General features: G+C 64.5%; 25 protein-coding genes. 14 read left to right on the forward strand and 11 right to left on the reverse strand.

Going from position 1 to position 23,462, the window contains the following annotated elements; all coding sequences use genetic code 11:
• Positions 1-229: 229 nt before the first annotated feature.
• Positions 230-562, reverse strand: a complete 333-nt coding sequence (locus F8R15_RS03265) for an AzlD domain-containing protein (protein WP_078548989.1) — start codon at positions 560-562, stop codon at positions 230-232.
• Positions 559-1,305: an AzlC family ABC transporter permease gene (locus tag F8R15_RS03270; protein WP_246832714.1), complete on the reverse strand. Its 747-nt coding sequence runs from the start codon at positions 1,303-1,305 to the stop codon at positions 559-561. Before F8R15_RS03270 ends, F8R15_RS03265 begins: the two co-directional genes overlap by 4 nt.
• 88 nt (positions 1,306-1,393) lie before the next feature.
• Here F8R15_RS03270 and mobA point away from each other — a divergent pair, with 88 nt between their 5' ends.
• Both mobA and F8R15_RS03280 read left to right on the forward strand, forming a co-directional pair.
• A complete protein-coding gene (mobA, locus tag F8R15_RS03275; RefSeq protein WP_256365663.1) occupies positions 1,394-1,996 on the forward strand; it encodes a molybdenum cofactor guanylyltransferase MobA in 603 nt (200 codons plus the stop codon).
• Positions 1,993-2,580 carry a GNAT family N-acetyltransferase gene (locus F8R15_RS03280; protein WP_368730994.1) on the forward strand — a complete coding sequence of 196 codons (588 nt, stop codon included), beginning with the start codon at positions 1,993-1,995 and terminating at the stop codon, positions 2,578-2,580. The genes mobA and F8R15_RS03280 overlap by 4 nt, the downstream gene beginning before the upstream one ends.
• Positions 2,581-2,660: 80 nt before the next feature.
• On the opposite strand, the gene F8R15_RS03285 is transcribed toward F8R15_RS03280, so the two are convergent.
• Both F8R15_RS03285 and greA read right to left on the reverse strand, forming a co-directional pair.
• Positions 2,661-3,707, reverse strand: a complete 1,047-nt coding sequence (locus F8R15_RS03285; protein WP_253732368.1) for a hypothetical protein — start codon at positions 3,705-3,707, stop codon at positions 2,661-2,663.
• Between the two features lie 57 nt (positions 3,708-3,764).
• The gene (gene greA, locus F8R15_RS03290) at positions 3,765-4,235 is read right to left on the reverse strand and encodes a transcription elongation factor GreA (protein ID WP_078548983.1); all 471 of its coding nucleotides are present in this window, start codon (positions 4,233-4,235) and stop codon (positions 3,765-3,767) included.
• A gap of 237 nt (positions 4,236-4,472) precedes the next feature.
• On the opposite strand from greA, the gene F8R15_RS03295 reads away from it, so the two are divergent.
• The 3 genes from F8R15_RS03295 to F8R15_RS03305 all read left to right on the forward strand — a co-directional run bounded on the left by F8R15_RS03295 (position 4,473) and on the right by F8R15_RS03305 (position 7,777).
• Complete coding sequence (locus F8R15_RS03295) at positions 4,473-6,119, forward strand: electron transfer flavoprotein-ubiquinone oxidoreductase (RefSeq protein ID WP_152843532.1); 1,647 nt, start codon at positions 4,473-4,475, stop codon at positions 6,117-6,119.
• Between the two features lie 144 nt (positions 6,120-6,263).
• Positions 6,264-7,094 (forward strand): hypothetical protein, encoded by an 831-nt coding sequence (locus tag F8R15_RS03300; protein WP_152843533.1) that lies wholly within the window; start codon positions 6,264-6,266, stop codon positions 7,092-7,094.
• 32 nt (positions 7,095-7,126) lie between these two features.
• Positions 7,127-7,777 carry an acetyltransferase gene (locus F8R15_RS03305; RefSeq protein ID WP_152843535.1) on the forward strand — a complete coding sequence of 217 codons (651 nt, stop codon included), beginning with the start codon at positions 7,127-7,129 and terminating at the stop codon, positions 7,775-7,777.
• Positions 7,778-7,779: 2 nt separating this feature from the next.
• Here the strand turns inward: F8R15_RS03305 and F8R15_RS03310 are convergent, their stop codons facing one another.
• Positions 7,780-8,766, reverse strand: a complete 987-nt coding sequence (locus F8R15_RS03310) for a DegT/DnrJ/EryC1/StrS family aminotransferase (RefSeq protein ID WP_253732400.1) — start codon at positions 8,764-8,766, stop codon at positions 7,780-7,782.
• A gap of 329 nt (positions 8,767-9,095) precedes the next feature.
• On the opposite strand from F8R15_RS03310, the gene F8R15_RS03315 reads away from it, so the two are divergent.
• Positions 9,096-10,970, forward strand: a complete 1,875-nt coding sequence (locus tag F8R15_RS03315) for a tetratricopeptide repeat protein (protein WP_152843539.1) — start codon at positions 9,096-9,098, stop codon at positions 10,968-10,970.
• Positions 10,957-11,838: a 4-(cytidine 5'-diphospho)-2-C-methyl-D-erythritol kinase gene (locus F8R15_RS03320; RefSeq protein ID WP_152843541.1), complete on the forward strand. Its 882-nt coding sequence runs from the start codon at positions 10,957-10,959 to the stop codon at positions 11,836-11,838. The genes F8R15_RS03315 and F8R15_RS03320 overlap by 14 nt, the downstream gene beginning before the upstream one ends.
• Before the next feature lie 44 nt (positions 11,839-11,882).
• Here the strand turns inward: F8R15_RS03320 and F8R15_RS03325 are convergent, their stop codons facing one another.
• On the reverse strand, positions 11,883-12,917 hold the full coding sequence (locus tag F8R15_RS03325) for a polyprenyl synthetase family protein (RefSeq protein ID WP_253732370.1): 1,035 nt from the start codon (positions 12,915-12,917) through the stop codon (positions 11,883-11,885).
• A 36-nt stretch (positions 12,918-12,953) separates the two neighbouring features.
• Between F8R15_RS03325 and F8R15_RS03330 the strand changes: the two genes are divergently transcribed.
• The 3 genes from F8R15_RS03330 to F8R15_RS03340 all read left to right on the forward strand — a co-directional run bounded on the left by F8R15_RS03330 (position 12,954) and on the right by F8R15_RS03340 (position 14,225).
• Positions 12,954-13,166 (forward strand): DUF2007 domain-containing protein, encoded by a 213-nt coding sequence (locus F8R15_RS03330; RefSeq protein WP_075773958.1) that lies wholly within the window; start codon positions 12,954-12,956, stop codon positions 13,164-13,166.
• A 5-nt stretch (positions 13,167-13,171) separates the two neighbouring features.
• Positions 13,172-13,939 carry a tRNA1(Val) (adenine(37)-N6)-methyltransferase gene (locus tag F8R15_RS03335; protein ID WP_152843543.1) on the forward strand — a complete coding sequence of 256 codons (768 nt, stop codon included), beginning with the start codon at positions 13,172-13,174 and terminating at the stop codon, positions 13,937-13,939.
• Positions 13,940-14,057: 118 nt separating this feature from the next.
• A complete protein-coding gene (locus F8R15_RS03340) occupies positions 14,058-14,225 on the forward strand; it encodes a YdcH family protein (protein WP_078522525.1) in 168 nt (55 codons plus the stop codon).
• An 80-nt stretch (positions 14,226-14,305) separates the two neighbouring features.
• Here the strand turns inward: F8R15_RS03340 and F8R15_RS03345 are convergent, their stop codons facing one another.
• The 4 genes from F8R15_RS03345 to F8R15_RS03360 all read right to left on the reverse strand — a co-directional run bounded on the left by F8R15_RS03345 (position 14,306) and on the right by F8R15_RS03360 (position 18,281).
• Positions 14,306-15,226 (reverse strand): DMT family transporter, encoded by a 921-nt coding sequence (locus F8R15_RS03345; protein WP_152843546.1) that lies wholly within the window; start codon positions 15,224-15,226, stop codon positions 14,306-14,308.
• Between the two features lie 67 nt (positions 15,227-15,293).
• Positions 15,294-16,016: a beta-ketoacyl-ACP reductase gene (locus F8R15_RS03350; RefSeq protein WP_078569828.1), complete on the reverse strand. Its 723-nt coding sequence runs from the start codon at positions 16,014-16,016 to the stop codon at positions 15,294-15,296.
• A gap of 105 nt (positions 16,017-16,121) precedes the next feature.
• Complete coding sequence (locus F8R15_RS03355; protein ID WP_078548959.1) at positions 16,122-17,297, reverse strand: acetyl-CoA C-acetyltransferase; 1,176 nt, start codon at positions 17,295-17,297, stop codon at positions 16,122-16,124.
• Positions 17,298-17,438: 141 nt separating this feature from the next.
• Positions 17,439-18,281, reverse strand: coding sequence for an EAL domain-containing protein (locus F8R15_RS03360; RefSeq protein WP_152843548.1), 843 nt, complete (start codon positions 18,279-18,281; stop codon positions 17,439-17,441).
• 174 nt (positions 18,282-18,455) lie between these two features.
• Between F8R15_RS03360 and F8R15_RS03365 the strand changes: the two genes are divergently transcribed.
• Positions 18,456-19,688, forward strand: coding sequence for a PAS domain-containing protein (locus F8R15_RS03365; RefSeq protein ID WP_253732372.1), 1,233 nt, complete (start codon positions 18,456-18,458; stop codon positions 19,686-19,688).
• Between the two features lie 222 nt (positions 19,689-19,910).
• Here the strand turns inward: F8R15_RS03365 and F8R15_RS03370 are convergent, their stop codons facing one another.
• The gene (locus F8R15_RS03370) at positions 19,911-20,459 is read right to left on the reverse strand and encodes a TlpA disulfide reductase family protein (protein WP_152843552.1); all 549 of its coding nucleotides are present in this window, start codon (positions 20,457-20,459) and stop codon (positions 19,911-19,913) included.
• A gap of 27 nt (positions 20,460-20,486) precedes the next feature.
• On the opposite strand from F8R15_RS03370, the gene argH reads away from it, so the two are divergent.
• From argH to lysA, 3 genes are all read left to right on the forward strand, one after another.
• Positions 20,487-21,893, forward strand: a complete 1,407-nt coding sequence (argH, locus tag F8R15_RS03375; RefSeq protein ID WP_152843554.1) for an argininosuccinate lyase — start codon at positions 20,487-20,489, stop codon at positions 21,891-21,893.
• A complete protein-coding gene (locus F8R15_RS21390; RefSeq protein ID WP_158522131.1) occupies positions 21,890-22,048 on the forward strand; it encodes a hypothetical protein in 159 nt (52 codons plus the stop codon). The genes argH and F8R15_RS21390 overlap by 4 nt, the downstream gene beginning before the upstream one ends.
• A 119-nt stretch (positions 22,049-22,167) precedes the next feature.
• The gene (lysA, locus tag F8R15_RS03380; RefSeq protein ID WP_152843557.1) at positions 22,168-23,433 is read left to right on the forward strand and encodes a diaminopimelate decarboxylase; all 1,266 of its coding nucleotides are present in this window, start codon (positions 22,168-22,170) and stop codon (positions 23,431-23,433) included.
• Positions 23,434-23,462: the final 29 nt, after the last annotated feature.

Below are 23,462 nucleotides of genomic sequence, written 5' to 3' on the forward strand. Positions count from 1 at the left end.
AGCCACCGAGCGCTGCAAAGCGCCCACCCAAGGTCGGGCGCGGCCCTCTGGAGGCTTAAGACGGAGTTAGTGGGCCTCTCCGGGGGTATTGCTTGCGCAATCCGCGTTCGCCGCTTCGGTGGCTCCACTGGAGCCCCCGATCTGCGCTTTCAGCAATCGCGCCCCGGCGCCTCCATGGTCGGCGCGTTCGCCGCTGAGGGCTTCCACTGGAAGCCCTCCGAGACGCGGCTCACCCCACCAGCCACAGCGACAGGTAAAGCGCCGCGAGCCCGCTGAGAATCGCCCACAGCGTGTTGCGCGTCGCGATCCCCACCCCCAGCGTCGCGAAGGCCGCGATCATCCGTGCAGGGTCGGTCTCACCGCCCGTGGCCGCAGGCCACAGCACCAGCGGCGCCACCAGCCCGGGCAGAACCGCGACCGGCGTGTAGCGCAGGTAGCGCAGCGCCCATTCCGGCAGTTGCCTGTCGCCGAGGAAGCCCATGAAAGAGAAGCGAAGGAAGAACGTGCCGATCCCCAGCGCGATGATGATTCCCCAGATCAGGGCGTCTGAATACCCGTTCATTCCCGCACCGCCTTTCTACGCGCGACCCAAAGCTCGACCTGCGCACCCGTCACCATCGCGGCGACCGCGGCGATCATCAGCCCCACGCCGGAGGGCAGGAAGCTCAGCGCCAGCGCGCCGACGACCGAGACCGCCGCCGCCGCGACATGGGCGAGCGTGCGCAGCGCCGGCCCGATCATCGCGAGGAAGGTGATCGGTACCGCGAAATCGAGCGCGAATTCCGGCGGGATTTTCGCCCCCACCAGCGCGCCGAGCAGCGTCGCGACATACCAGTTCGGGCAGATCGGGCTGCAGACGCCCGCGTAATAGGCCAGCTTCTCGGCGCGGCTCATCTCCGGCTCGGCCTCGTATTCGTTCGCCGCCATCGCATAGGATTGATCGACCATGAAATAGGCCACCAGCGCCTTCTGCCATGTCTTCGCCTTGCCAAAATGCGGCGTCAGCGCCGCCGAATACATGGCCATGCGCAGATTGACCGCAAGCGAGGCCGCGAGGATCAGCAGGACCGGCGCGTGATCGCCCATCAACTGCAGCGCGGTGAATTGCGCAGCGCCCGCGATGACCATCACCGAGAAGCCCATGACCTGCGCCAGATCGAGCCCCGCGCTGGTTGCCGCCACCCCGAACAGCAGCCCGAAGGGCATGATTACCAGAAGGAACGGCAGACCATGCCGAAATCCGCGCCAATAGGCGGCTCGGATCGTGCCTTTCGGGGCCGTCCCGTTCGCGGTCATGTCCGACATGATGCTTGTCTCCCGTTCTCAGTTGCGGGACAGATAGGGAAGGATGCGGGCAAAGGCAAAGCGCGCGATTGTATTGGAGGCAATCATCTTGACCGCTGGCGAAGATGTCGGGCCGCGTGTGGTCGCGGTGATCCTTGCAGGCGGGCAGGGGCGGCGCATGGGCGGCGTCGACAAGGCGAGGGTGATGCTCGCCGGGCGTCCGCTGTTTGCCCATGTCGCAGCCCGGATCGGCCCGCAGGTGGCCAGGCTCGCGATCTCCGCCAATGGCGCGGCGCTGCGATTCGCCCCGATCCCCGTGCTACCCGATCCGCCCCAGCGGCGCGGCGAAGGGCCTCTGGCGGGGCTCCTGAGCGCGCTCGACTGGGCGGTAGAGCAGGGCGCGCAGAGACTGCTCAGTGTGCCTGTCGATACGCCCTTCCTGCCCCACGATCTGGTCGCGCGGCTAAGCGCCCCCGGCTCTGCTGCCTATGCCGCATCGGGTGGCCGCGATCATCCAAGCGTGGCGCTGTGCCCGGTCGACGACCGCGCGCGCATCGCAGAGCTGTTCGCCTCGGGCGAGCGGCGCTTGCGCGCGGCCTTCCCGGATGCGGCGCGGGTGGAATTCGAGGGCAGCCCCGACCCGTTCACCAATCTCAACACGCCCGAGGATCTCGCCGCGGCGGCCGCGCATCTGGCGGAGGCGACACGGTGACCCAGGTGTCGATCCGGCACGGGCTCGCGCGCGAGCATCGCACGGCGGCGGCAGGGCTCTACTGGCAGGCGTTCGGCGGCAAGCTCGGGCGGGTGATGGGGCCAGAGCCGCGCGCCCTGGGCTTCATCGCCGACGTGATCGACCCCAGTCACGCGCTCTCGGCGCTCGATGGCAACGGCGCGCTGGTCGGGGTGGTCGGGTTTCGCACCCATCGCGGCTCTTTCGTCGGTGGAAGCTGGTCCGATCTGCGCAGCCATTACGGGCGCAGCGGCGGCCTTTGGCGCGGCGCCTGCCTGCATCTTCTGGCGCATGACCTGCCCGCGGGCGGGATGATGGTCGACGGGATCGCGGTGCGGCCCGAGCTGCGCGGGGCGGGCATCGGGCGCGCGCTGATCGAGGCGCTGTCCCATGAGGCGCGCAGGCGCGGCTATCAAGCGCTCTGCCTCGACGTGATCGACGAGAACCTGCGCGCACGCGCCCTGTATCAGAGGCTGGGCTTCGAGGTCACCGGGCGGCGCACGTCACGGCTGACGCGGCTCGTCTTCGATTTCCGTTCGGTGCAACTGATGCGCCGCGCACTCTGAAGGCTCTGCCTCCGCCACGCCCATTCGTATTGGCAAAAATATCCCGGGGGTGAGGGCGAAGCCCGAGGGGGCTGGCCCCCTTAGTCGAAACTTCCGGTGACGCGCCCCAGCAGCATGAAGGCGCGCGCGGTGCGGGTTTCGGCCATCTCGGCGATGTCCTGATCCGACGCGTTCTTTTCGAACTCCGCGAAGGTGCGGTCGAACTGGCGCAGGAAATGATGCGCCACGTCGCGGAAGATCGTGTCGCCGCGCATCCGGCCCGCGCTGAGCGCGAGCGACGAGCGGTCGCGGATGCCGCCCAGGCTGGTGATCTCGCGACCGCGCTCGCCTTGTGCGAAGCGGCGCCACAGCTCGGGCCGGGCGCGGTCGGGCTTGAGGTCGTCCATGTAGATGCCGTCCTGTGCGAGCAGGTTCAGCACATCCTGCGCCGAGCGCAGCAGCTTCGCCGTCGAACGGTCTTCGAGCGCACGGCGCAGCGCGCGGAAGCCTTCGGTATCGTCGGGCGAATCCGGGAAGTTCATGGCGCGGACGAAATCCGCGACCGAAAGCGGCGCGCGCAGCTCTTCAGCCGGGGTGCCGAGCGCCAGCATCGGTTCGCTGTCATCAGGCCGTGGCGGGGGCGGGGCCACCAGCGCCGCCTTGCGATCGGCCGAGGGCTGGCTCGCCTGCACGTCGCGGCGCGAGGCGAAGGTCGCGATGGTGGTTTCGGCCTGTCGGGCGACGGCGGCGATCTCGTCGAGCTTCTTCTCGACATTCTGATCGGTGCGCAGTGCCTGTTGGTTCAGCCAGGCCGTGCGCATCGCCTCGATCGATTGCTTGAGAGCGGCGGTCTCGGCGCGCATCTCGCGGGTGGCACGGGCGGTGACGGCGGCGACCCAGATCATCACGATCGGCACGGCCATCCCGACGACGAGGCTGACAGTGGCGAACAGCGATGCGGCGCGCGCGAACCCTGGGGCGAAGAACCAGAAGGCCACGACCATGAAGACCCACAGGAGGCTCAGCCCCAGCGCGATCCATTCCGGCGCGCCGGGGTATCGCGTCTTGAGGCGTGGACGACCGGCAGGCGATTGCGGTCCGCCGGGCATGGCGAACCGGTCCTTGTCCTGCTCTGCGGGTCCTTCCATTCAGGCTCTCCGTCAGTGGCGCGCGGTCTAATGCTCACCGCGCAGGGGACGACCGCGTCAGGCGAAAACGATCTTGAGGATTTCGTAGGCCTTGTCGCCGCCCGGGGTGCGAACCTCGACCGAGTCGCCCTCGTCCTTGCCGATCAGCGCACGCGCCAGCGGCGATTTCATGTTGAGCTTGCCCTTCTCCAGATCGGCCTCGGGCTCGCCAACGATCTGGTAGGTCTTCTCTTCGTCGGTGTCCTCGTCGACGATGGTGACGGTCGCGCCGAATTTCACAGCGCCCGTCATCTTCGACGGGTCAATCACCTCGGCCCGGCCCAGAAGCCCTTCGAGCTCCTTGATCCGGCCTTCGATAAAGCCCTGCTTCTCGCGTGCCGAATGGTATTCGGCATTCTCCGAGAGGTCGCCCAATTCCCGCGCTTCCGCGATCGCTGCAATGATCGCGGGCCGCTCTTCGGACTTGAGCTTTTTCAATTCTGTATTGAGCGCGTCGAAACCCGCGCGCGTCATCGGTTGTTTGTCCATGGAAGGCTCCCGAATTCGGAACTGTCCCCAATTCAGGGCATCTAAATCTTCTCTGACCCCCGGAAGTCAAGTGGACAGCGCGATTTTCGCGGCGAATTGCCGATCTCCTCAGTCTGGGAAGGGATTGTAATTTGGCGCAAGATTGTTGCGCGGCATCGCAGCGTAACAATTGCCTCGTTACGCGAGGTAGGCTAGGCAGGACGCCAGCTAGGACGACCAGCAAGGGGTTCGACAGACATGACCGATGTGACGCGCGAGTCGATGGAATATGATGTGGTGATCGTGGGCGCGGGGCCTGCGGGGCTTTCGGCGGCGATCCGTCTCAAACAGATCGACCCGGAGCTCGAGGTCGTCGTGCTCGAGAAGGGCTCGGAAGTGGGCGCGCATATCCTGTCGGGCGCGGTGCTCGACACCAGCGGGTTGGATCAGCTGATCCCCGACTGGAAGGACAAGGGCGCGCCGATCACCGTGCCGGTCAAGAAGGACAATTTCTACATGCTGGGCGAGGCCGGGGCGATGCGCATCCCGAACTGGCCGATGCCGCCGCTGATGTCGAACCACGGCAAATACATCGTCTCGATGGGCAATGTCTGCCGCTGGATGGCCGAGCAGGCCGAAGGTCTTGGCGTCGAGATTTTCCCCGGCATGGCCGCGTCGGAAATCGTTTGGGACGGCGATCGGGCGGCCGGTGTCGTCGCGGGCGAATTCGGCAAGAACCCCGATGGCACGGAAGGCCCGGGCTACGAGCCGGGTATGGAGCTGCGCGGCAAATACGTGATGATCGCCGAAGGCGTGCGCGGCTCGCTCGCCAAGGTGATGATGGAGAAGCACAACCTCTCCGACGGTCACTGCCCGCAGAAATTCGGCCTCGGTATGAAGGAAATTTGGGAGATCGACCCGGAGAAGCACCGCGAAGGTACCGTGACCCATACTATGGGCTGGCCGCTGAACGGCAATGCGGGCGGCGGATCGTTCATCTACCACCTCGAGAACAATCAGGTCTATGTCGGCTTCGTGGTGCACCTGAACTACGAGAACCCGCATCTGTATCCCTACATGGAATTCCAGCGCTTCAAGCATCACCCGATGGTCGCGGAGCTTCTGGAGGGCGGCAAGCGCGTGGCTTACGGCGCGCGGGCGATCTCGGAAGGCGGTTGGCAGTCGATCCCGAAACTGACCGTGCCGGGCGCGGTGCTGCTGGGCTGCTCGGCGGGGCTCGTGAACGTGCCGCGCATCAAGGGCAACCATAACGCGATGCTGTCGGGCATCGCGGCGGCGGAAGCTGCGGCAGAGGCGATCAAAGGTGGCCGTTCGGGCGATGAACTGACCGAATATGAGGCCGATCTGCGCTCGGGTCCGATCGCGAACGACCTCAAGAAGGTCCGCAACGTGAAGCCGATGTGGTCGAAATGGGGGATGGTCCCCTCGCTGATCTTCGGCGGGCTCGACATGTGGACCAACGATGTCTTCGGCTTCTCGCTGTTCGGCACGCTCAAGCATGGCAAATCGGATGCGAAAGCGACCGGCGAGGCGAGCAAGTTCAAGCCGATCGACTACCCCAAACCCGATGGCAAGCTGAGCTTCGACCGCCTGACCAATGTCAGCTTCTCGAACACCAACCATGAAGAGAGCCAGCCCTGCCACCTGAAGCTGAAGGATCCGTCGATCCCGATCTCGGTGAACCTGCCGAAATATGACGAACCCGCGCAGCGCTATTGCCCGGCGGGCGTCTACGAGGTGGTCGGCGAGGGCGACGACGCGAAGTTCCAGATCAACTTCCAGAACTGCGTCCACTGCAAGACCTGCGACATCAAGGACCCGAGCCAGAACATCAACTGGACCACCCCGCAGGGCGGCGACGGACCGAACTACCCGAACATGTGATCGCGAAAGGGGCCTGCGGGCCCCTTTTTGCACCGGACTCTGGGAAGGCCGAATATGCCGACACAAGCTCCGACTGGCTCGTTTCCGACCCGGCCGATCGTCGTGGTCTGTCGCCCCTTCGACGAAAACAGCGGGGGGCAGATCGTGCTCCACGCGCTGATCGACCGCTTGCGGAGCCTTGGCGTCGACGCCTATGCGAGTCAGCCCTGCAAGACCTACCGGTCCCTGCGCCCCGCGTGGCTTGGCGCGTTGAAGCGCTGGAACTATCGCCGGAAGCTGCCGGAATTTTCCGCGCATGAGAGCATGGATGTGCCGGTGGCCTCCGATGCGGTCCTTGACGATGCGATCATTGTCTATCCGGAGACGGTCAGGGGTAATCCGCTCGAAGCCGAGCGCGTAGTTCGCTGGCTGCTGAACCGCCCCGGCCTGTTGGGCGGCAATGAGACCCTCGATCCGAGCGAGGAAGTCTTCTTCTATCAGGAAGCCTTCGCCGAAGGTGTGGCCTCCGTTTCACCCGATCGTCTGCTGCGGGTGCGGTGGCTGCGCGAGGACGTCTATCGGGATGAAAACCGTTCGCGCTCCGGCAGTTGCCGGATGATCCGGAAGGGAACGGATACGATTTCGCAAATCCCGGAAGGCGACCGCGCCATCCCGCTCGACGGTCTCAGTCACCAAGAAATCGCCGAGGTCTTCAATAAGACCGAAGTTTTCTACTGCCACGACCTCTACACGATGTATGCCTATTACGCGGCGCTGGCGGGCTGTGTGCCGGTGGTCGTCCCGCGTCCCGGCTTGAGTGCGGAAGACTGGCGGGACGGCTTCGAGTTGAAGCACGGGGTCGCTTATGGTGAGGAGGAGATCGACTGGGCGCGCGAGACACGCGATCAGTTGATTGCCGACATGGCAGCGGCCAAAGAGCAGGAAACCGAGAATGTCTTGCGCTTTCTCGCTATTCTGAAAGAGCGCTTCGGCTGATCGCACCCGGCTTCGAGGAGGAATTTGTGCCCATGCGAAACATCGTGATCTATGGCTGCGGCGGGTTCGGGCGCGAAGTCCTTCAGGTGATTCATGCGATCAATGCGGAGGGGCCGACCTGGAACGTGCTCGGCTTTGCGGTTGATCCCGGCATTGTGCACCCGGAGACGGTCCACGAGCTGCCGGTCTCCTCTGATCTGTCCCACTTCGGGGACGATCCGCTGCCGGATGTTGTCATTGCGATTGGGTCTCCGGCTGCACGCAAGGGCATTGCGACCCGTTTGGGTGCGCGCGGACACGCTTTTCCGGCGCTGGTACATCCTAGGGCGTGGCTCGGTGAGAATGTCCGGCTGAGCGACGGTGTCGTGATTTGCGCAGGCGCCTGCCTGACGACCGATATCGAGCTGTCCGATCACGTTCACGTCAATCTCAGCGCGACGGTCGGGCATGATGTGGAAATCGGGGCCTTCTCGACGATCAGCCCGGGGGCGAATATCTCGGGCAATGTCCGCTTGGCGGAGGAAGTCGAGATCGGCACCGGGGCGAGCATCATTCAACGCATCCCTGTCGGCCGGGCTTCGGTGATCGGCGCGGGGGCTGCTGTGGTCCGGGAAATTCCCGAAAACAGTGTCGCGGTGGGAGTCCCCGCGAAGGTTATCCAGACCAAGAGCGATCCCGCCTGAGTTCAGAGCAGGCGCTCGATTGCCTCCCGCAAATCCCGGTCGCTCAGCAGGGCGACATCGGGATGCGTCGGGATGTTGACGAGATTGCGATACAGCTCCGTCGTCTTCGGCAGGTCAGCCAGCGGTTTGTAATATTTTCCGAAGGTCAGCTGTTTGCTGTCCAAGATCGTTTCCAAAGGAATTTCCATCTCTGCAAGATAACCCCAGCTCATGGCGGGCGCGCCGATGTTGAATGGCGTCAAAGGGCGCAGGTCAAGCTCGCGCGCGATGTCATGGACGCGCTCGGCCTGCTCGAAATACTCTTTCTCCCAAGTGTCGACCCGCTCGAGGCGATCGATGAGGAAGGCGCAGGAAATGTCGGAAATCTTGCCATTGTTCACCCAGCAAGACGGCTCTGCCGGAACCGCGCCGTAATTGATCAGGCTGTAGAACTCTTCGGATAGCTCCGCGGGCGTAATCGCAAGACCGCCTTCGCCCATGCCATAAGGCTTGGTGTGGTGCAGGCTGAGCGCCTGCCACGGCCAATCGGGCATATCGCGGCTGATCCCCGCCGCGTTATCCAGAAGCAGGAATTTCCCGGTGGCCTTGGCGTATTCGATATAGGCGGAGAAGTCCCGATGAAGGCCGAACGGATTCACGACGACGAGCCCGTCGAAACTGTCTTGGGGAAGCGCCTTCAACTGATCCAGGTCGAGAAGCCCCTGATCGTCACAATCAACGAAGCGCATATCGGCGAAGTGGCCGCGTCCCAGGTTCTGAAAGCTGAACGCGGAGCCGACCCATCGCAGCGCGCGCCCCTCGCGCAGCGCCAGAAGCTTGGCGATTGCTTCCAGCGCAATTCCGGCGTTCGCGCAAGGCGTGACGGCTGTCTCCGACCCCAAGCTGAAATGCGCAGCGAATGACACTGCAAGCTGTCGGTAAAGGGGGCCGCGGTTCGCCCAGCTGTTTTCGCCACTGCAGAGATCGAGCAAAGCCGAAACACGAGTCATGTCGGGTGACTTGGCATTGATGAACTTGACTGGGCTATCGGTCACGAGGCGATCGCTTTTCAACGTAGGGGTAATTATTCATGAAATTCGTTAAACCTAAAGTCGCCGGGTCTGCAAATGGTAGATGCGCATAGCCTCCGGACCTTTCGTGGTTTCCTCATGTCCCTCGAAGGTGCCATTGACTATCCGCGCGCGGCCGATTTCCGTCAATTCCCTCATCACAACGCCGTGTCTGCGCAGGCGGCTTCCCGCGTGCGGTGGTTCGGCTCATTGTAATGCCCGCAGCGCGCCGTTACGCTCGATTTCAACCCGAATGAGAGGACCGTTTCGTGTCGAGTTTGAAGACCCCGCTGCGCCTTGCGCTCTTCGCCCTCTTGATGGGCTCCACCGCGCCGATGCCGCTGCTGGCACAGGATACGCCCAAGGCGGGCAGCGCCGAAGATGCAGCGCAGGCTGCCGATGACGCCGAGGCCAAAGGCGATGCTGGCGACACCGCGAATGACCCGAGCCCGGCAGAGGCGGGGGCTTATCTCGCCGCGCGCATCGCGTCGCAGCAATTCGATTTCGCCGAGGCCGCGCATTACTACCGTCAGCTGATGGCCAGTGGCGATACCAGCGGCGCGACCGCGGAAGCGACGCTCGTCTCCGAGATCGCGATTGCCGATTTCGACCGCGCCACGCCGCTTGCGCAGCAGATGGTGGAGGCTGGAACCGGCAGCCAGATCGCGGCGCTCACGGCGCTGGCGGCCGCTGCACATGACAAGAACTGGAGCGGGGCGCTCGCGCTTCTCGACAGCGGTGCCGATCCCGGGCCGCTCGTGGGCGGTCTGACCAAGGCTTGGGCGTTGGCGGGCGACGGCAAGATGTCCGACGCCTCCGCGGCCTTCGACGAAGTCGGTAAGCAGCAGGGCCTCGCGGCTTTCGCGGGATTCCACAAGGCGCTCGCGCTGGCGCTGGTCGGCGATTACGAAGGCGCCGATGCGATCCTGAGCGGTGAGCACGGCGAGAAGATCACCTCGACCCGCCGCGGTGTGCTGGCCCATGTCGAAGTGCTCTCGCAGCTCGAGAAGAACAAAGAGGCGCTGAAACTGATCGAGGATCGCTTCGGCAAGGATCTCGACCCGCAGCTGAAGGACATTCGCACCAAGCTGGAGGCGGGCGACACGCTGCCCTTCGACGTCGTGCGCAACGCGTCCGACGGCGTGGCGGAGGTCTATTATTCGGTCGCGCAGGCGCTGATCGGGGATGCGCCCGACACGTTCACGCTGGTGCATTCGCGGCTGGCGAACATGATCCGGCCCGATATGGATGATGCGACGCTGCTGACCGCGTCGATGCTCGACCAGCAGGGCCAATACGATCTTGCTATCGAAGCCTATGCCGACATCAAACCCGACAGCCCGATCTATCACGCCGCCGAAATCGGGCGCGCGGAATCGATGGTGCGCGCGGGGCGCAACGATGCGGCGATCGAAGTGCTCGAGAACCTGTCGCGCAGCCGTCCCAAGCTCGTGGGCGTCTGGACCACTCTGGGCGACACGCTGCGCCGCGAGAGCCGCTTCGCCGAGGCCGCGAAAGCTTATGACAAGGCGATCGACCTGCTCGGCCAGCCCGAGCCGAAGGATTGGTTCGTCTGGTATTCGCGCGCCATCGCGCAGGAACGCTCGGGCAATTGGGACGAGGCCGAGAAGGGCTTCCGCGAGGCGCTGCGTCTCTCGCCCGATCAGCCCTCGGTGCTGAACTATCTGGGCTATTCCTACGTGGACAAGGGCGAGAATCTCGACGAGGCGCTCGACATGATCCGCAAGGCCGCCGCCGAGCGTCCCGACGCGGGCTTCATCATCGACAGCCTCGGCTGGGCACTGTTCAAGCTTGGCCATTATCAGGAGGCTGCGGAGAAGATGGAGCGCGCCGTGGAGCTCGAGCCGCGCGACCCGCTGCTCAACGACCACTTGGGCGATGTGCTCTGGGCCGTGGGCCGTCAGCGCGAGGCGAAATTCCAGTGGCGCCGCGCGTTGTCCTTCGCGACCGACGATGCGGAGACCACCGAGGAACTCGATCCCGACGCGATCCGCCGCAAGATCGAGGTGGGTCTGGATCAACTGCGCAAGGAGCAGGGTCTACCGCCGCTCGAGGATAAGGGCCCGAGCAAAGACACTGCTCAGGCTGCCCCGGAAACTCCCGCGAGCGATGCGAATAATTGACGCCTTCGCGCCGGCGAAGATCAACCTGACGCTCCACGTCATCGGCCAGCGGGCCGATGGCTATCACTTGCTCGACAGTCTCGTGTCCTTCGGGCCGATGGGCGATCGGCTGGTGCTGCGCGAGAGCGACGCGCTCTCGCTCAGCGTCGCAGGGCCCGAGGCGGCGGGCGTGCCTGCCGACCCGTCGAATCTCGTGCTGAAGGCCGCGGCCCTCCTGTCGCGCCCGGCGGGGCAGGGGGCCGAAATCCATCTCGACAAACATCTGCCGCCCGCCTCGGGCATCGGCGGTGGATCGTCAGACGCGGCGGCTGCGCTGCGCGGGCTGGCTGCGCTTTGGGGCCAGCCGCTTCCGGAGGAGACCGCACAGCTTGGGGCAGACGTGCCGATGTGCCTGACGCCGCAGCCCCAGCGGGTGCGTGGTATCGGCGAGGTGCTGGACCCCGTGCCGCTGCCGCCGCTGCCCGTGCTTCTGGTCAACCCGCGTGTGGAGGTGCCGACGCCTGCGATCTTCAAAGGCCTCGATTCGAAGGACAATCCCCCGATGCCTGAGACGCTTCCGACCTTCACCGGCGCGCCGGATTGCATCGACTGGCTCGCGACCCAGCGCAACGACCTGCAGGCCCCCGCCATCGCCTCCGCCCCGGTGATCGGGAAGGTTCTGGACGGGCTCATGACGCTGCCCGGCTGCCGCCTCGCGCGGATGTCGGGCTCGGGCGCTACTTGTTTCGCGCTGTTCGAGACGCTGGACGGGGCGCAGGCCGCCGAGGCGATGCTGGCCCAACGTCGCCCCGACTGGTGGCACGCGTCTGGCATGCTCGGCGATCAGACGCAAAAGGCGCAGCCCCAAAGCCGCGCCTCTTCCTCTTGACCTAAATATCCCGGGGGAGCCCGCAGGGCGGGGGCAGAGCCCCCTCAGCGCAGCCGCGCCACCACGTAATCCGCCAGATCGTCCAGCATCTGCCGCAACTCGCTCTCGGGCAGCACCTTCAGCCGCTCGCGCCCGCGATCGGCCCATTCGAGGGCCGCCGCGCGGGTCTCTTCTAGCGCGCCGGTCGCGTGCAGCAGCTCCAGCGCATGCTCCAGATCGCCGTCGCGCTGGTCGCCCTTGTCGATGGTGCGGGTCCAGAAGGCGCGGGCGTCCGCGTCGGCTTTCGCCAGCGCCTTGATCAGCGGCAGGGTCAGCTTGCGCTCGCGGAAATCGTCGCCCGCGTTCTTGCCCATCGTCTCGGCATCGCTGAGATAATCCAGCAGATCGTCGACCACCTGGAACGCGATCCCGAGGCTTTCGCCGTAATCGTGCAGCGCCGCGATCTGATCCTCCGGCGCACCGGCCAGAACCGCGCCCGCCTCGGTCGCCGCCGAGAACAGCGCGGCTGTCTTGCCGCGCACCACCTTGTAATAGGTGTCCTCGGTCGTGTTCAGGTCTTCCGCGGCCGAGAGCTGCAGCACCTCGCCCTCGGTGATGACGGCGGAGGCGTTCGACAGGATCGACAGAACCCGCAGGTTGTCGGTGTCGGTCATCAGCTGGAACGACCGCGCGAAGAGATAATCGCCAACGAGCACGCTCGACTTGTTGTCCCAGAGCAGGTTCGCGGTCGGGCGGCCCCGGCGCTGCTTGCTCTCGTCGACCACATCGTCATGCAGCAGCGTCGCGGTATGGATGAACTCGACCGCCGCCGCGAGGTTGTGATGCAGATTGCCCTCGTAGCCGCACAGCCGCGCCGCCGCGACGGTCAGCATCGGCCGCAGCCGTTTGCCGCCCGCGCCGACCAGATGGGCGGTCACTTCGGGGATGCGCGGCGCGTTCTCCGAGGCCATGCGCTCGGCGATCAGCGCATCCACCGCCGCCATGTCGCTGGCCAAGGCTTCCGCGAGCCGGTCATGCGGTTTCGCCGTGTTGTCGGGCTTGTCGTCGAGGCTCATGTTCATCCCTTCGATCTGCCTCATCTCGACAGCCCTCGCAAGGGGCCGTAAGTGAGGGATATGAAAGAGCTACTGCGCAGCACGGACCCGGTGAAACTGGCCATGGCGACCGCCCTTCTCGAGGGCGAGGGTATAAGCACGTTTCAACTCGACGTCCATACGAGCGTGCTGGAAGGCTCGCTCGGAATCCTTCCGCGCCGCCTGATGGTGCGCGACAGCGACATGTTCATGGCGCAGGCGGTTCTGCGCGACAATGAGATCAAATCGGATTGAGGCTTATGGACCGGTTCGGGCCCGATGAACTGACAGTCGATGGCTTTCTCGGCGGGCGGTTGCGCATCGCCCAGCCGCGCGCGGGCTACCGCGCGGCGATGGACCCGGTCCTGCTCGCGGCGGCCTGTCCGGCGCAGGCGGGCCAGTCGGTTCTGGAGCTCGGCTGCGGGGCCGGGGTGGCGAGCCTGTGTCTTGGCTGGCGGGTGCCGGGGCTTGCGCAAAGCGGGATGGAACTGCAGCCCGCCTATGCCGATCTGGCCCGGCGCAACGCGGCGGAGAACGGGGTCGCGCTCGAGGTGATCGAGGGTGATCTGGCGCAGATGCCCGCCGATCTGCGCGCGCGCAGCTTCGATCACGTCATCGCCAACCCGCCCTATTTCGGGCCCGAGGATGGCACGCCCGCCGCCGATCCCGGGCGCGAGCGTGCGCAGCGTGAGGCGACGCCGATCAGCGCATGGCTCGACGCGGGGCTGCGACGGCTCAAGCCCGAGGGGCGGATCACGCTGATCCAGCAGGCCGACCGGCTGGCGGATCTGCTGGTGGGGCTGCACGGTCGGACCGGCGCGATCACCGTTCTGCCGATCGCGCCCCGAGTCGGTCGCACGGCGCGCCGAGTGATCGTCACAGCGCGCAAAGGTGCGCGGACCCCGCTGCAGCTTCTTGCGCCGCTGATCCTGCACTCGGCGCCGATGCACTCACGCGATGCAGAGGATTTGACGGAAATTGCGCGCGAAATCCTGCGCGAAGGTCAAAAATTGCCGATTCCGCGTTAACGCTTTCGCAAGATTTCGCGAAAATGCTGGGGATAACCCGTCGCTATACGACATTTCCGTGACACGACTCAAAACCTGTGCTGCAATCGACGGGCTGACAACTGGAGAGGAGACTGCCATGTCGCTTGGTTCGCATATCACCGAACTTCGCAAAAAACATGAGGCTCTGTCGATGGAGGTCGAGCGCGCTTCGCGCAGACCCGGCATCGACGATCTCGAAATCGCTCAGATGAAAAGGCAAAAACTTAGGCTAAAAGAGGAAATCCACCGCCTCGAAACGGCCTGAGGGCCCTCCCACGAGTTTAATCGGGCCGTCCTTCGGGGCGGCCCGTGTCGTTTGAAAGGGGCCTGTTAGCGCGCGGCGACTCAGGTCGAACCCTTCCGCGGTATCTCCTGCCCGGTCATATCCGGCGGAGGGGGCGCGGCGCGCCGACGCCGACCGCCAAGCGCCGCCAGCCCGGCGCCCCCGGCGATCATCGCCGCCGCGATCAGCAGGGTCGGGCGGGCGCTCGCGATCCCGACGGCGACCAGCACCAGCGTCGAGACCAGAGGGGCCGCGTAGGAGGCCGTACCCAGAAGTTGTATGTCGCCGCGCTTCACCCCGAGGTCCCATGTGTAGAAGGCGAGCCCCACCGGCCCCAGCCCCAAGCCGATCACCGAGGCCCAGCCGATCGCGTCCGCAGGCCAGATCGTCGGCTCCAGCGCAAGATGGGCGACGGCCGACAGGGCCGCGCTCGCGAGGCAATAGACCGCGACCGCCGCCGTCGGCACCGCGCCGAAGCGACGCGACAGCAGCGAATAGCTCGACCATGTCAGCGCGCAAATCAACGCCAGCCCATAGCCGGGCAGCGCCGCCGGATCGGCGGAAATCCCGCCCCCGAGGATCAGCGCGGCTCCGCCAAACGCAAGCACCGCCCCCGCGACATGCCAAAGCGTCAGCCGCTCGCCGGGCAGCAACCCGGAAAACAGCACGATCAGCAGGGGCCAGAGATAGGCGATCAGCCCGGCCTCGGCCGGGGGCGCGAGGCGCAGCGCCGAGAAATAAAGGAAATGATAGCCGAACAGCCCCGCGGTCCCGGCGAGATAGACCCTCCACGACACCTGCCGCAGCTGCCCCAGCGCACCGGTTGCAACCAGCCAGATCACGCCCACCGCGCCGCCCAAAGCGAAACAGAGCGCGTTCAGCATCAGGGGCGGCACCGGGGCCGATCCCACGGTGAATAGCGCCAGCAGCGCCCACAGCAATACCGCCGTGAACCCGATCGAAGTGGCCTTGCCGCGTGTCATGCTGTCCCCGCCAAAACAAAGAGGCCCGCAAAATGCGGGCCTCCGTCGAGAATGCCAAGAGGCGAAATCAGATGAAGTACTGACCGCCATTCGCGGTGATCGTCGAGCCGGTGATGAAGCCCGCATCGTCGGATGCGAGGAACACCACGCAGCGCGCGATTTCTTCGGGCTCGCCCAGACGACCGACCGGGATCTGGCCGATGATCGACTCGCGCACCTTCTCCGGCACCGCCATGACCATCTCGGTCGCGATATAGCCGGGGCAGATCGCGTTCACCGTGATGCCCGCGCGCGCGCCTTCCTGCGCCAGCGCCTTTGTGAAGCCCAGATCGCCCGCCTTCGCCGCCGAGTAATTCGCCTGCGCGAACTGGCCCTTCTGGCCGTTGATCGATGAGATGTTCACGACCCGGCCGAACTTGCGCTCGCGCATCTTCGTCCAGAGCGGATGGGTCATGTTGAAGATGCCGCTGAGATTGGTGTCGATCACCTGGTTCCACTGCTCGCGGGTCATCTTGTGGAAGGGCGCGTCGCGGGTAATGCCCGCGTTGTTCACCAGAACGTCGATCGGTCCGACCTCGGATTCGATCTGTTCGATCCCCGCCGCGCAGGCGTCGTAATCGGCGACCGACCATTTGTAGGTCTTGATCCCCGTCTCCTCGGTGAATTTGGCCGCAGCCTCGTCATTGCCGGCATAGTTCGCGACGACCGTGTAGCCCGCCGCCTGCAGCGCCTTCGAGATCGCCGCGCCAATGCCGCGCGATCCGCCGGTGACCAATGCAACTCTCGCCATGATTCCTCCTCCAAATGGAATGCCCTTGAAATGCTGTTACCGAAAATGACAAGAGCGCGCAACAAAGTTGCGCGCTCTTTTTGCAGATGCAGCATTTTTTTGCCGTTAGAGGCCTTCAATACACATCGCGACGCCCATGCCGCCACCGATGCAGAGCGTGGCGAGGCCTTTTTTCGAGCCCTGACGCTTCATCTCGAACAGAAGGGTGTTGAGGATTCGCGCGCCGCTGGCGCCGATCGGGTGGCCGATGGCGATGGCGCCGCCATTGACGTTCACCTTGCTGACGTCCCAACCCATGTCCTTGTTCACCGCGCAGGCCTGCGCTGCGAAGGCCTCGTTAGCTTCGATCAGGTCGAGATCGGAGGCTTTCCAGCCCGCCTTCTCCAGCGCCTTGCGCGAGGACGGGATCGGGCCGCAGCCCATGATCGACGGGTCGAGCCCGGCGGTCGCATAGGAGGCGATGCGGGCCAGCGGCGTGAGCCCGCGCTTCTCGGCCTCTTCCTCCGACATCAGCAGCACCGCGGCCGCACCGTCATTGATGCCGCTCGCGTTGCCCGCGGTCACCGAGCCGTCCTTGGCGAAGGCCGGGCGCAGCTTCTGCATGTTCTCGATCGTCGCGCCGTGGCGAATATATTCATCCTGATCTACGACCGTATCGCCCTTGCGCGTCTTCACGGTGAAGGCGGCGATCTCGTCGGCGAATTTGCCAGCCTTCTGCGCGGCCTCGGCCTTGTTTTGCGACGCCAGCGCGAATTCGTCCTGCATCTCGCGCGAAATCTGCCACTGGGTCGCGACATTCTCGGCGGTCTGGCCCATGTGATAGCCGTTAAAAGCGTCCCACAGACCGTCCTTGATCATCGAGTCGATCATCTTCATGTCGCCCATCTTCTGACCCGCGCGCAGATGCGCGACATGGGGGCTGAGCGACATGCTTTCCTGACCGCCTGCGACGACGATATCGGCATCGCCGCACATGATGTGCTGGGCGCCGAGCGCGACCGTGCGAAGGCCCGAACCGCAGACTTGGTTGATCGACCAGGCGGCGCTTTCGATCGGCAGGCCCGCGTTGATATGGGCTTGGCGGGCGGGGTTCTGGCCTTGGCCCGCGGTCAGCACCTGACCGAGGATCGTCTCGGATACATCGGACTTCTCGATCCCGGCGCGGGCGACGACGGCCTCGATCACGGCGGCGCCGAGGTCATGTGCGGGCGTATTGGCAAACGCGCCCAAAAACGAGCCGACGGGCGTGCGCGCGGCCGAGACGATGACGACATTGGTCATGGGATCCTCCTCATCACTTAAGCGGGCGCGAAAGCGCGTCCGTTCTGCTGCTGCGCAGCATGGCGGAAGGGAACGAGAGGTCAAGCTTAATCCCGTCGCTCGGGAAATTGTTAGCGCAAGTTTATTGCGCTCTGGCTGGGGTCATGCACGTCTCCGTTGCGGTTCGTGAGACTGGCTCCACGGGGGGTGGATCGTCGGCGCGCCGAAGTAATAGCCCTGCATGCAATCGACGCCGAGGCTTGCCACATATTCGGCATCCTCCAGCGACTCGACCGCTTCGGCGATTGTGAACATCTCGAAATGGCGCGCCACGTCGAGCAGCGACTTCGTCAGCGCCTGATTGTCCGGATCGTGCGAGATGCCGCGGATGAACTGCCCATCGACCTTGATGATGTCGAAGTAGAAATCTCGCAGATAGCGGAAAGACGTGTAGCCCGCCCCGAAATCGTCGAGCGCGAAACTGACGCCGCGGGCCTGCAAATCCTCCATGAAGATGCTGACGAGCTCGGGAATTTCCATCGCTGAGCTTTCGGTAATCTCCAATATGAGACGCTCGCCGACGGTTTCATCGACCGCGAGGCCGCGATTGAGAACCTTGGTCCAGGGCGCATAGCCGATCGAGCGCGCCGACATATTGATCGCCAGGCGCAGATCCGGCTGCCCAAGAAGCGCTTTCAGACCCAGTTCGAGCGAGAGGCAATCGAGTTTCCGCCCGACCTCCGTCCGTTCGATCGCGTTGATGAACTCCTTCGCGGGGATGATGCGCCCGCGATCATCGAGAACCCGGATCAGGCCCTCGTAAAACGCGGGTCGGTCGGGGCGACAGGTCTGGATCACGGGCTGATAGGCCAGCATGACGTCTTGCCGGTCGATCGCCGCGCGCACCATAGCCAAGGCCTGTCGGCTTTGCTCGGCAGCCGCAAAGCTCAGCGGGCTATCTTCATCACGATGCACCGGCATGGTCCTCGCGTCTCGATTCGTCATCTGCCCCTCCTTCGCCTTCGAGCCAAGCATCCGCGCAAGCGCCTAAGAAGCGGTAAAGACCGGGAAATACGCCGGACTCGTGGTTAACGGAAAATTCGCATCCGGCGTTAAGTCGATGGTAACCGGCAGGTGCCTAGGGTGGAGCTTGATGGAACAGAATGGGCGATGACGAAAATGGGGCAGCCGGCACTGCGCGGCACCAACGAGGTGCCTTTCGCGCTGGAAGAATTGTTCTACTCGCGCACCGATACGCGTGGGGTGATCCAATCGGGCAACGAGATTTTTCGGCGCACCGCGGGGTTCGAGTGGTCCGAGATGATCGGAGCGCCGCATAAGATCGTTCGCCACCCCGATACGCCGCGAGCGGTGTTCAGGGTGCTCTGGGATGCGCTGAAAAAAGGCTATCCCATGGGCGCCTATGTGAAGAACAAGGCGAAAGGCGGCGGGTGGTATTGGGTCTTCGCGGTCGTCATGCCGATCGAAGGGGGCTACCTCTCGGTCCGGCTGAAACCGACGAGCGAGCTGTCCGATGAAATCCACCAACTCTACCGTGATCTCTCTGCGCGCGAGCGGGCGGAGTCGCTCGACCCGGAGGAGAGCGCGACGCTGTTGCGTGATTTCGCGGAACGTGGCGGCTATTCGAGCTACACCGCCTTCATGGCCTATGCGCTGGCGCTCGAGCTTACCGAACGGGATCGCCGCTTCAATCGAAATGCCGATGAGAATACGCGCATGCTGGCCGAATTGAACACCGCGATGGGACGGCTCACGAAGGAGCAATTCGGACTTCTACGCAGTTTCGAAGCGTTGCAATCCGTGCCTAACAACATGCGGATCGTCGCCTCGCGGCTAGAGCCGTCCGGGGGGCCGGTGTCCGCGATCTCGGAGAATTACAAAGCTTCGTCTGCCGTCATCTCGGAGCGGCTGCGCAAATTCGTTGCCGGTCGCGGCAATCTCTGCGGTCAGATGGCCTTTCAGGTCGCGCGCGCCGTGTTCCAACTGGGCTGCGCGCGCGTCCTCAACGAAATGAGCACCAATTTTATGGGCGAAGAGGCGCAGAATGATCAGCCCCGAGAGGAAGAACGCGCATTGCTGCAGTCGCTCGTCACCAAAGGCACCGCCGATGCGAATGCCGCGATGCGTCAAGCGGCCGAACTCGCCGACGATATGATGAACCAAAGCCGAGACATTCGTCGCCAGTTGCTCGGGCTCGACACGATCCGCGTCCTTGGGCGCGTCGAGTGCGGGCGCATGCGGGATGCGAATGGCGGGCTCGCGGCTACGATCGACCAGCTCGACAGTTTCCATGACGATATCAAAGGGCGGCTGGAGGCCATCCTAGCCCTGTCGGAAGAGATTGAACATTGGCTAGGGCGCTATCTGCGCGCGGGGAGAAGCGCGGCATGAGTCTCGGCAGGCCCAAGCGCCAAGGGAAACATTCTGCGTAGAACTGCGAAGAACATGGCATGCGGGGGCGGAGGCGTGGCTGGCAGTTCAGATGCAGCCCAGACGCCGGGCTCTGCAGAATGTTTCGACAGGCGGACCGGGTTGCGCGGGATGCGATCGAAGATCGGGCGGCAACAGAAAAACGGCCCGGCAGAAAGTTTCGCGCCGCCACACCACCCTGCCTTACTTCTCGTCGATCAGCGCCTCGATGACCTTCTTCGCCTCGGGCGAATCCCACTCCGCGCCGCCGATCATCCGGCCGACCTCATGGCCCTTCTTGTCGACCAGCACCGAGACCGGAAGCCCAAGAACGCCCATCGCGCGGGCGGCGAAATTGGCATCGTCGTGGAAGCGGGGCAGGGCGTCGATGCCTTCCTTGTCGAAGAAAGCGGCGACTTTCTCGGGCGAGTTCGAGCCGCCCGTGGCAATCGTCATCACCTGAAACCCATTCTCGCCGTAGGCTTTTTGCAGCGCATTCAGCGAGGGCATTTCCTCGCGGCAGGGCGGGCACCACGTTGCCCAGAAATTGATCAGGACCACCTTGCCTTCGAAATCTTTCATCGAATGCTCGTCGCCGCTTTCATCGGTCACCGTGAAGGGCGGCAGCGGCAGCGGTTCATCATAGGTGACGAGGGATTCCATCTGCCCCGATTTCACCGCATCTAGATCCGCGGCCTGCGCAACATTTGCACCCAGCGCCAGCGCCGTATAAAGGACGAGAAACCGTAACATATAGCCTCCTAGCAAGGGCCTCAGACCATGACCGATCAGACCGACGAGAACAAGTCCTCCAACGCGATGTGGGGCGGGCGTTTCGCCGCGGGGCCTGACGCGATAATGGAGGCGATCAACGCCTCGATCGGGTATGACCAGCGGCTCTACGCGCAGGATATCCGCGGCAGCCGGGCTCACGCCGCGATGCTCGCCGCGCAAGGCATCATTAGTGATAAGGACGCCGAGGCGATCGGAGAAGGTTTGCTCACGGTTTTGTCAGAAATCGAAGCGGGCGGTTTTCCCTTCTCGACCGCGCTCGAGGACATCCACATGAATGTCGAGGCGCGGCTGAAAGAGGTGATCGGCGAACCGGCGGGGCGGCTGCACACGGCACGGTCGCGCAACGACCAGGTCGCAACCGATTTCCGTCTCTGGGTCCGCGAGCAATGCGACGCCGCGATCACCGGGCTCGACACGCTGATCCGCGCCGCGCTGACCCGGGCCGAGGACGGCGCCGATTGGGTGATGCCCGGCTTCACCCATCTGCAGACCGCGCAGCCGGTGACCTTCGGTCATCACATGATGGCCTATGTCGAGATGTTCGCGCGCGACAAATCCCGCTTTGAGGACGCGCGCAAACGGATGAACGAATGCCCGCTGGGGGCTGCGGCGCTTGCGGGCACCGGCTTCCCGATCGACCGCCATGCGACGGCCGAGGCGCTGGGCTTCGACCGACCGATGGCGAACTCGCTCGACGCGGTGTCGGATCGCGATTTCGCGCTGGAATTCCTGTCGGCCTCGTCGATCTGCGCGGTCCATATGTCGCGCCTCGCCGAAGAGCTGGTGATCTGGTCCTCGGCGCAGTTCCGCTTCGTCGCGATGTCGGACAAGTGGTCGACGGGCTCTTCGATCATGCCGCAGAAGCGCAACCCGGACGCGGCCGAGCTGATCCGCGCCAAGATCGGGCGCATCCTCGGGGCCTCGGTCGCGCTGTTCACGGTGATGAAGGGGCTGCCGCTCGCCTATTCCAAGGACATGCAGGAAGACAAGGAGCAGGTCTTCGACGCCGCCGACAACCTGATGCTCGCGCTCGCCGCGATGGCGGGGATGATCGGCGACATGACGGTGAACGCGGACAAGCTGGAGGCCGCGGCCTCGGGCGGGTTCTCCACCGCGACCGATCTGGCCGACTGGCTGGTGCGCGAGGCGGGGCTGCCCTTCCGTGACGCGCACCACGTTACCGGATCGCTGGTTGCGATGGCCGAGGAGAAGGGCTGCGATCTGCCCGATCTGAGCCTCGAACAGATGCAGTCGATCAATCCGGCGATCACGGAGAGCGTCTTCGACGTGCTCGGGGTTCACAACTCGGTCGCCTCGCGCCAATCTTATGGCGGAACCGCGCCCGATCAGGTGCGCGCGCAGATCGCTCGCTGGAAGGAACAGCTTGGATGAAATTCGCGGCTCCGTTCGTGCTGATCGGTCTGCTTGGCGCCTGTGCCGCCGATCCGGAGCTGCACACACATGTCGGCATCAACCGTGACGGCATCAAAGTTTATCCCGCCGCGACGGCGCGCGTTGGCATCATGACCCTTTCGGTGACCCCATGACCAAGACCCTGACCCTCGCCCTGACGCTTCTTCTCTCGCTCGCCGCCTGCGGTGTCGACGGCCCGCCCGTCCCGCCGTCTGAGGCGGATGGTAACCAGTCCCAGTAATCGAGACCTCTCATGGATCATTTCCTCTATCGCGACGGCGTCCTTCATGCAGAGGATGTGCCGATCCCCGAGATCGCGGCCGCTGTTGGCACGCCTTTCTACGTCTATTCGACCGCCACGCTGGAGCGCCATTTCAAGCTGTTCGAAGAGGCGCTCGGCTGGACGGATCACCTGATCTGCTTCGCGATCAAGTCGAACTCGAACCTCGCGGTGCTGAAGGTTCTGGGCGATCTGGGGGCTGGCATGGACGTAGTCTCGGGCGGCGAATATCGCCGGGCGCGGGCGGCGGGCGTGCCGGGGGATCGCGTGGTGTTCTCGGGCGTCGGCAAGACCCGCGAGGAGATCGCTTACGTCCTCGAGAACGGCATTCGCCAGTTCAATGTCGAGTCCGAGCCGGAACTGCTCGCGATTTCCGAGATTGCCGCGTCGATGGGCGTCACCGCACCGATTGCGCTGCGGGTGAACCCGGATGTGGATGCGAAGACCCATGAGAAAATCGCGACCGGGAAATCCGAGAACAAGTTCGGCATCCCGATCGCCAAGTCCCGCGCGGTCTATGCCGAGGCCGCCCAGCTGCCCGGCATCGATGTCGTGGGCATCGACGTGCATATCGGCTCGCAGCTGACCGATCTGGAGCCGTTCGAGGCGGCCTTCCTCAAGGTTCGCGAACTTACCGAGGCGCTGCGCGCAGATGGCCACGATATCCGCCGTCTCGACCTTGGCGGCGGTCTGGGCATTCCCTATGAGCGGTCGAATTCCGCGCCGCCGCTGCCCATCGAATACGGGCAAGTGATCCAGCGCACCGTCGGCGATCTGCGCTGCGAGATCGAGATCGAACCGGGTCGCCTGATTTCGGGAAATGCCGGGCTGCTGGTCACCTCGGTGATCTGGCTGAAAGAGGGCGAGGGGCGCGATTTCCTCATCCTCGACGCGGCGATGAACGACCTCGTGCGGCCCTCGATGTACGGTGCCTATCACGACATCGTCCCGGTGATCGAAGCCGATCCGGGCACCGAATCCGCGCCTTTCGATATCGTCGGCCCGGTATGCGAGACCGGCGACACTTTCGCAAAGGCGCGCAATCTGACGCCGCTCGGCCCGGGCGATCTGGTTGCCTTCCGTTCGGCGGGGGCTTACGGCGCGGTCATGTCCTCGGAATACAATTCGCGCCCGCTGATCCCCGAGGTTCTGGTGCGCGGCGGCGAATTCGCTCTCATTCGGGCAAGACCGAGCTTTGAGGAAATGCTCTCCCGCGATACGATCCCGGAGTGGCTCTGATCCGTAGGAAGGGAATCGGGGCCGACGGA

The organism is Thioclava sp. JE_KL1 (genome assembly GCF_009296265.1).
Taxonomy (GTDB): Bacteria; Pseudomonadota; Alphaproteobacteria; order Rhodobacterales; family Rhodobacteraceae; genus Thioclava.

Bases quoted from the DNA above. Each gene is read 5' to 3' on its own strand.
- F8R15_RS03265 (WP_078548989.1), bottom strand. From the start codon at position 562: ATGAACGGGTATTCAGACGCCCTGATCTGGGGAATCATCATCGCGCTG.
- F8R15_RS03270 (WP_246832714.1), bottom strand. From the start codon at position 1,305: ATGTCGGACATGACCGCGAACGGGACGGCCCCGAAAGGCACGATCCGA.
- F8R15_RS03285 (WP_253732368.1), bottom strand. From the start codon at position 3,707: ATGGAAGGACCCGCAGAGCAGGACAAGGACCGGTTCGCCATGCCCGGC.
- greA (WP_078548983.1), bottom strand. From the start codon at position 4,235: ATGGACAAACAACCGATGACGCGCGCGGGTTTCGACGCGCTCAATACA.
- F8R15_RS03295 (WP_152843532.1), top strand. From the start codon at position 4,473: ATGACCGATGTGACGCGCGAGTCGATGGAATATGATGTGGTGATCGTG.
- F8R15_RS03305 (WP_152843535.1), top strand. From the start codon at position 7,127: ATGCGAAACATCGTGATCTATGGCTGCGGCGGGTTCGGGCGCGAAGTC.
- F8R15_RS03310 (WP_253732400.1), bottom strand. From the start codon at position 8,766: ATGACTCGTGTTTCGGCTTTGCTCGATCTCTGCAGTGGCGAAAACAGC.
- F8R15_RS03320 (WP_152843541.1), top strand. From the start codon at position 10,957: ATGCGAATAATTGACGCCTTCGCGCCGGCGAAGATCAACCTGACGCTC.
- F8R15_RS03325 (WP_253732370.1), bottom strand. From the start codon at position 12,917: ATGAGGCAGATCGAAGGGATGAACATGAGCCTCGACGACAAGCCCGAC.
- F8R15_RS03330 (WP_075773958.1), top strand. From the start codon at position 12,954: ATGAAAGAGCTACTGCGCAGCACGGACCCGGTGAAACTGGCCATGGCG.
- F8R15_RS03335 (WP_152843543.1), top strand. From the start codon at position 13,172: ATGGACCGGTTCGGGCCCGATGAACTGACAGTCGATGGCTTTCTCGGC.
- F8R15_RS03340 (WP_078522525.1), top strand. From the start codon at position 14,058: ATGTCGCTTGGTTCGCATATCACCGAACTTCGCAAAAAACATGAGGCT.
- F8R15_RS03345 (WP_152843546.1), bottom strand. From the start codon at position 15,226: ATGACACGCGGCAAGGCCACTTCGATCGGGTTCACGGCGGTATTGCTG.
- F8R15_RS03350 (WP_078569828.1), bottom strand. From the start codon at position 16,016: ATGGCGAGAGTTGCATTGGTCACCGGCGGATCGCGCGGCATTGGCGCG.
- F8R15_RS03355 (WP_078548959.1), bottom strand. From the start codon at position 17,297: ATGACCAATGTCGTCATCGTCTCGGCCGCGCGCACGCCCGTCGGCTCG.
- F8R15_RS03360 (WP_152843548.1), bottom strand. From the start codon at position 18,281: ATGACGAATCGAGACGCGAGGACCATGCCGGTGCATCGTGATGAAGAT.
- F8R15_RS03365 (WP_253732372.1), top strand. From the start codon at position 18,456: ATGGGGCAGCCGGCACTGCGCGGCACCAACGAGGTGCCTTTCGCGCTG.
- F8R15_RS03370 (WP_152843552.1), bottom strand. From the start codon at position 20,459: ATGTTACGGTTTCTCGTCCTTTATACGGCGCTGGCGCTGGGTGCAAAT.
- argH (WP_152843554.1), top strand. From the start codon at position 20,487: ATGACCGATCAGACCGACGAGAACAAGTCCTCCAACGCGATGTGGGGC.
- F8R15_RS21390 (WP_158522131.1), top strand. From the start codon at position 21,890: ATGAAATTCGCGGCTCCGTTCGTGCTGATCGGTCTGCTTGGCGCCTGT.
- lysA (WP_152843557.1), top strand. From the start codon at position 22,168: ATGGATCATTTCCTCTATCGCGACGGCGTCCTTCATGCAGAGGATGTG.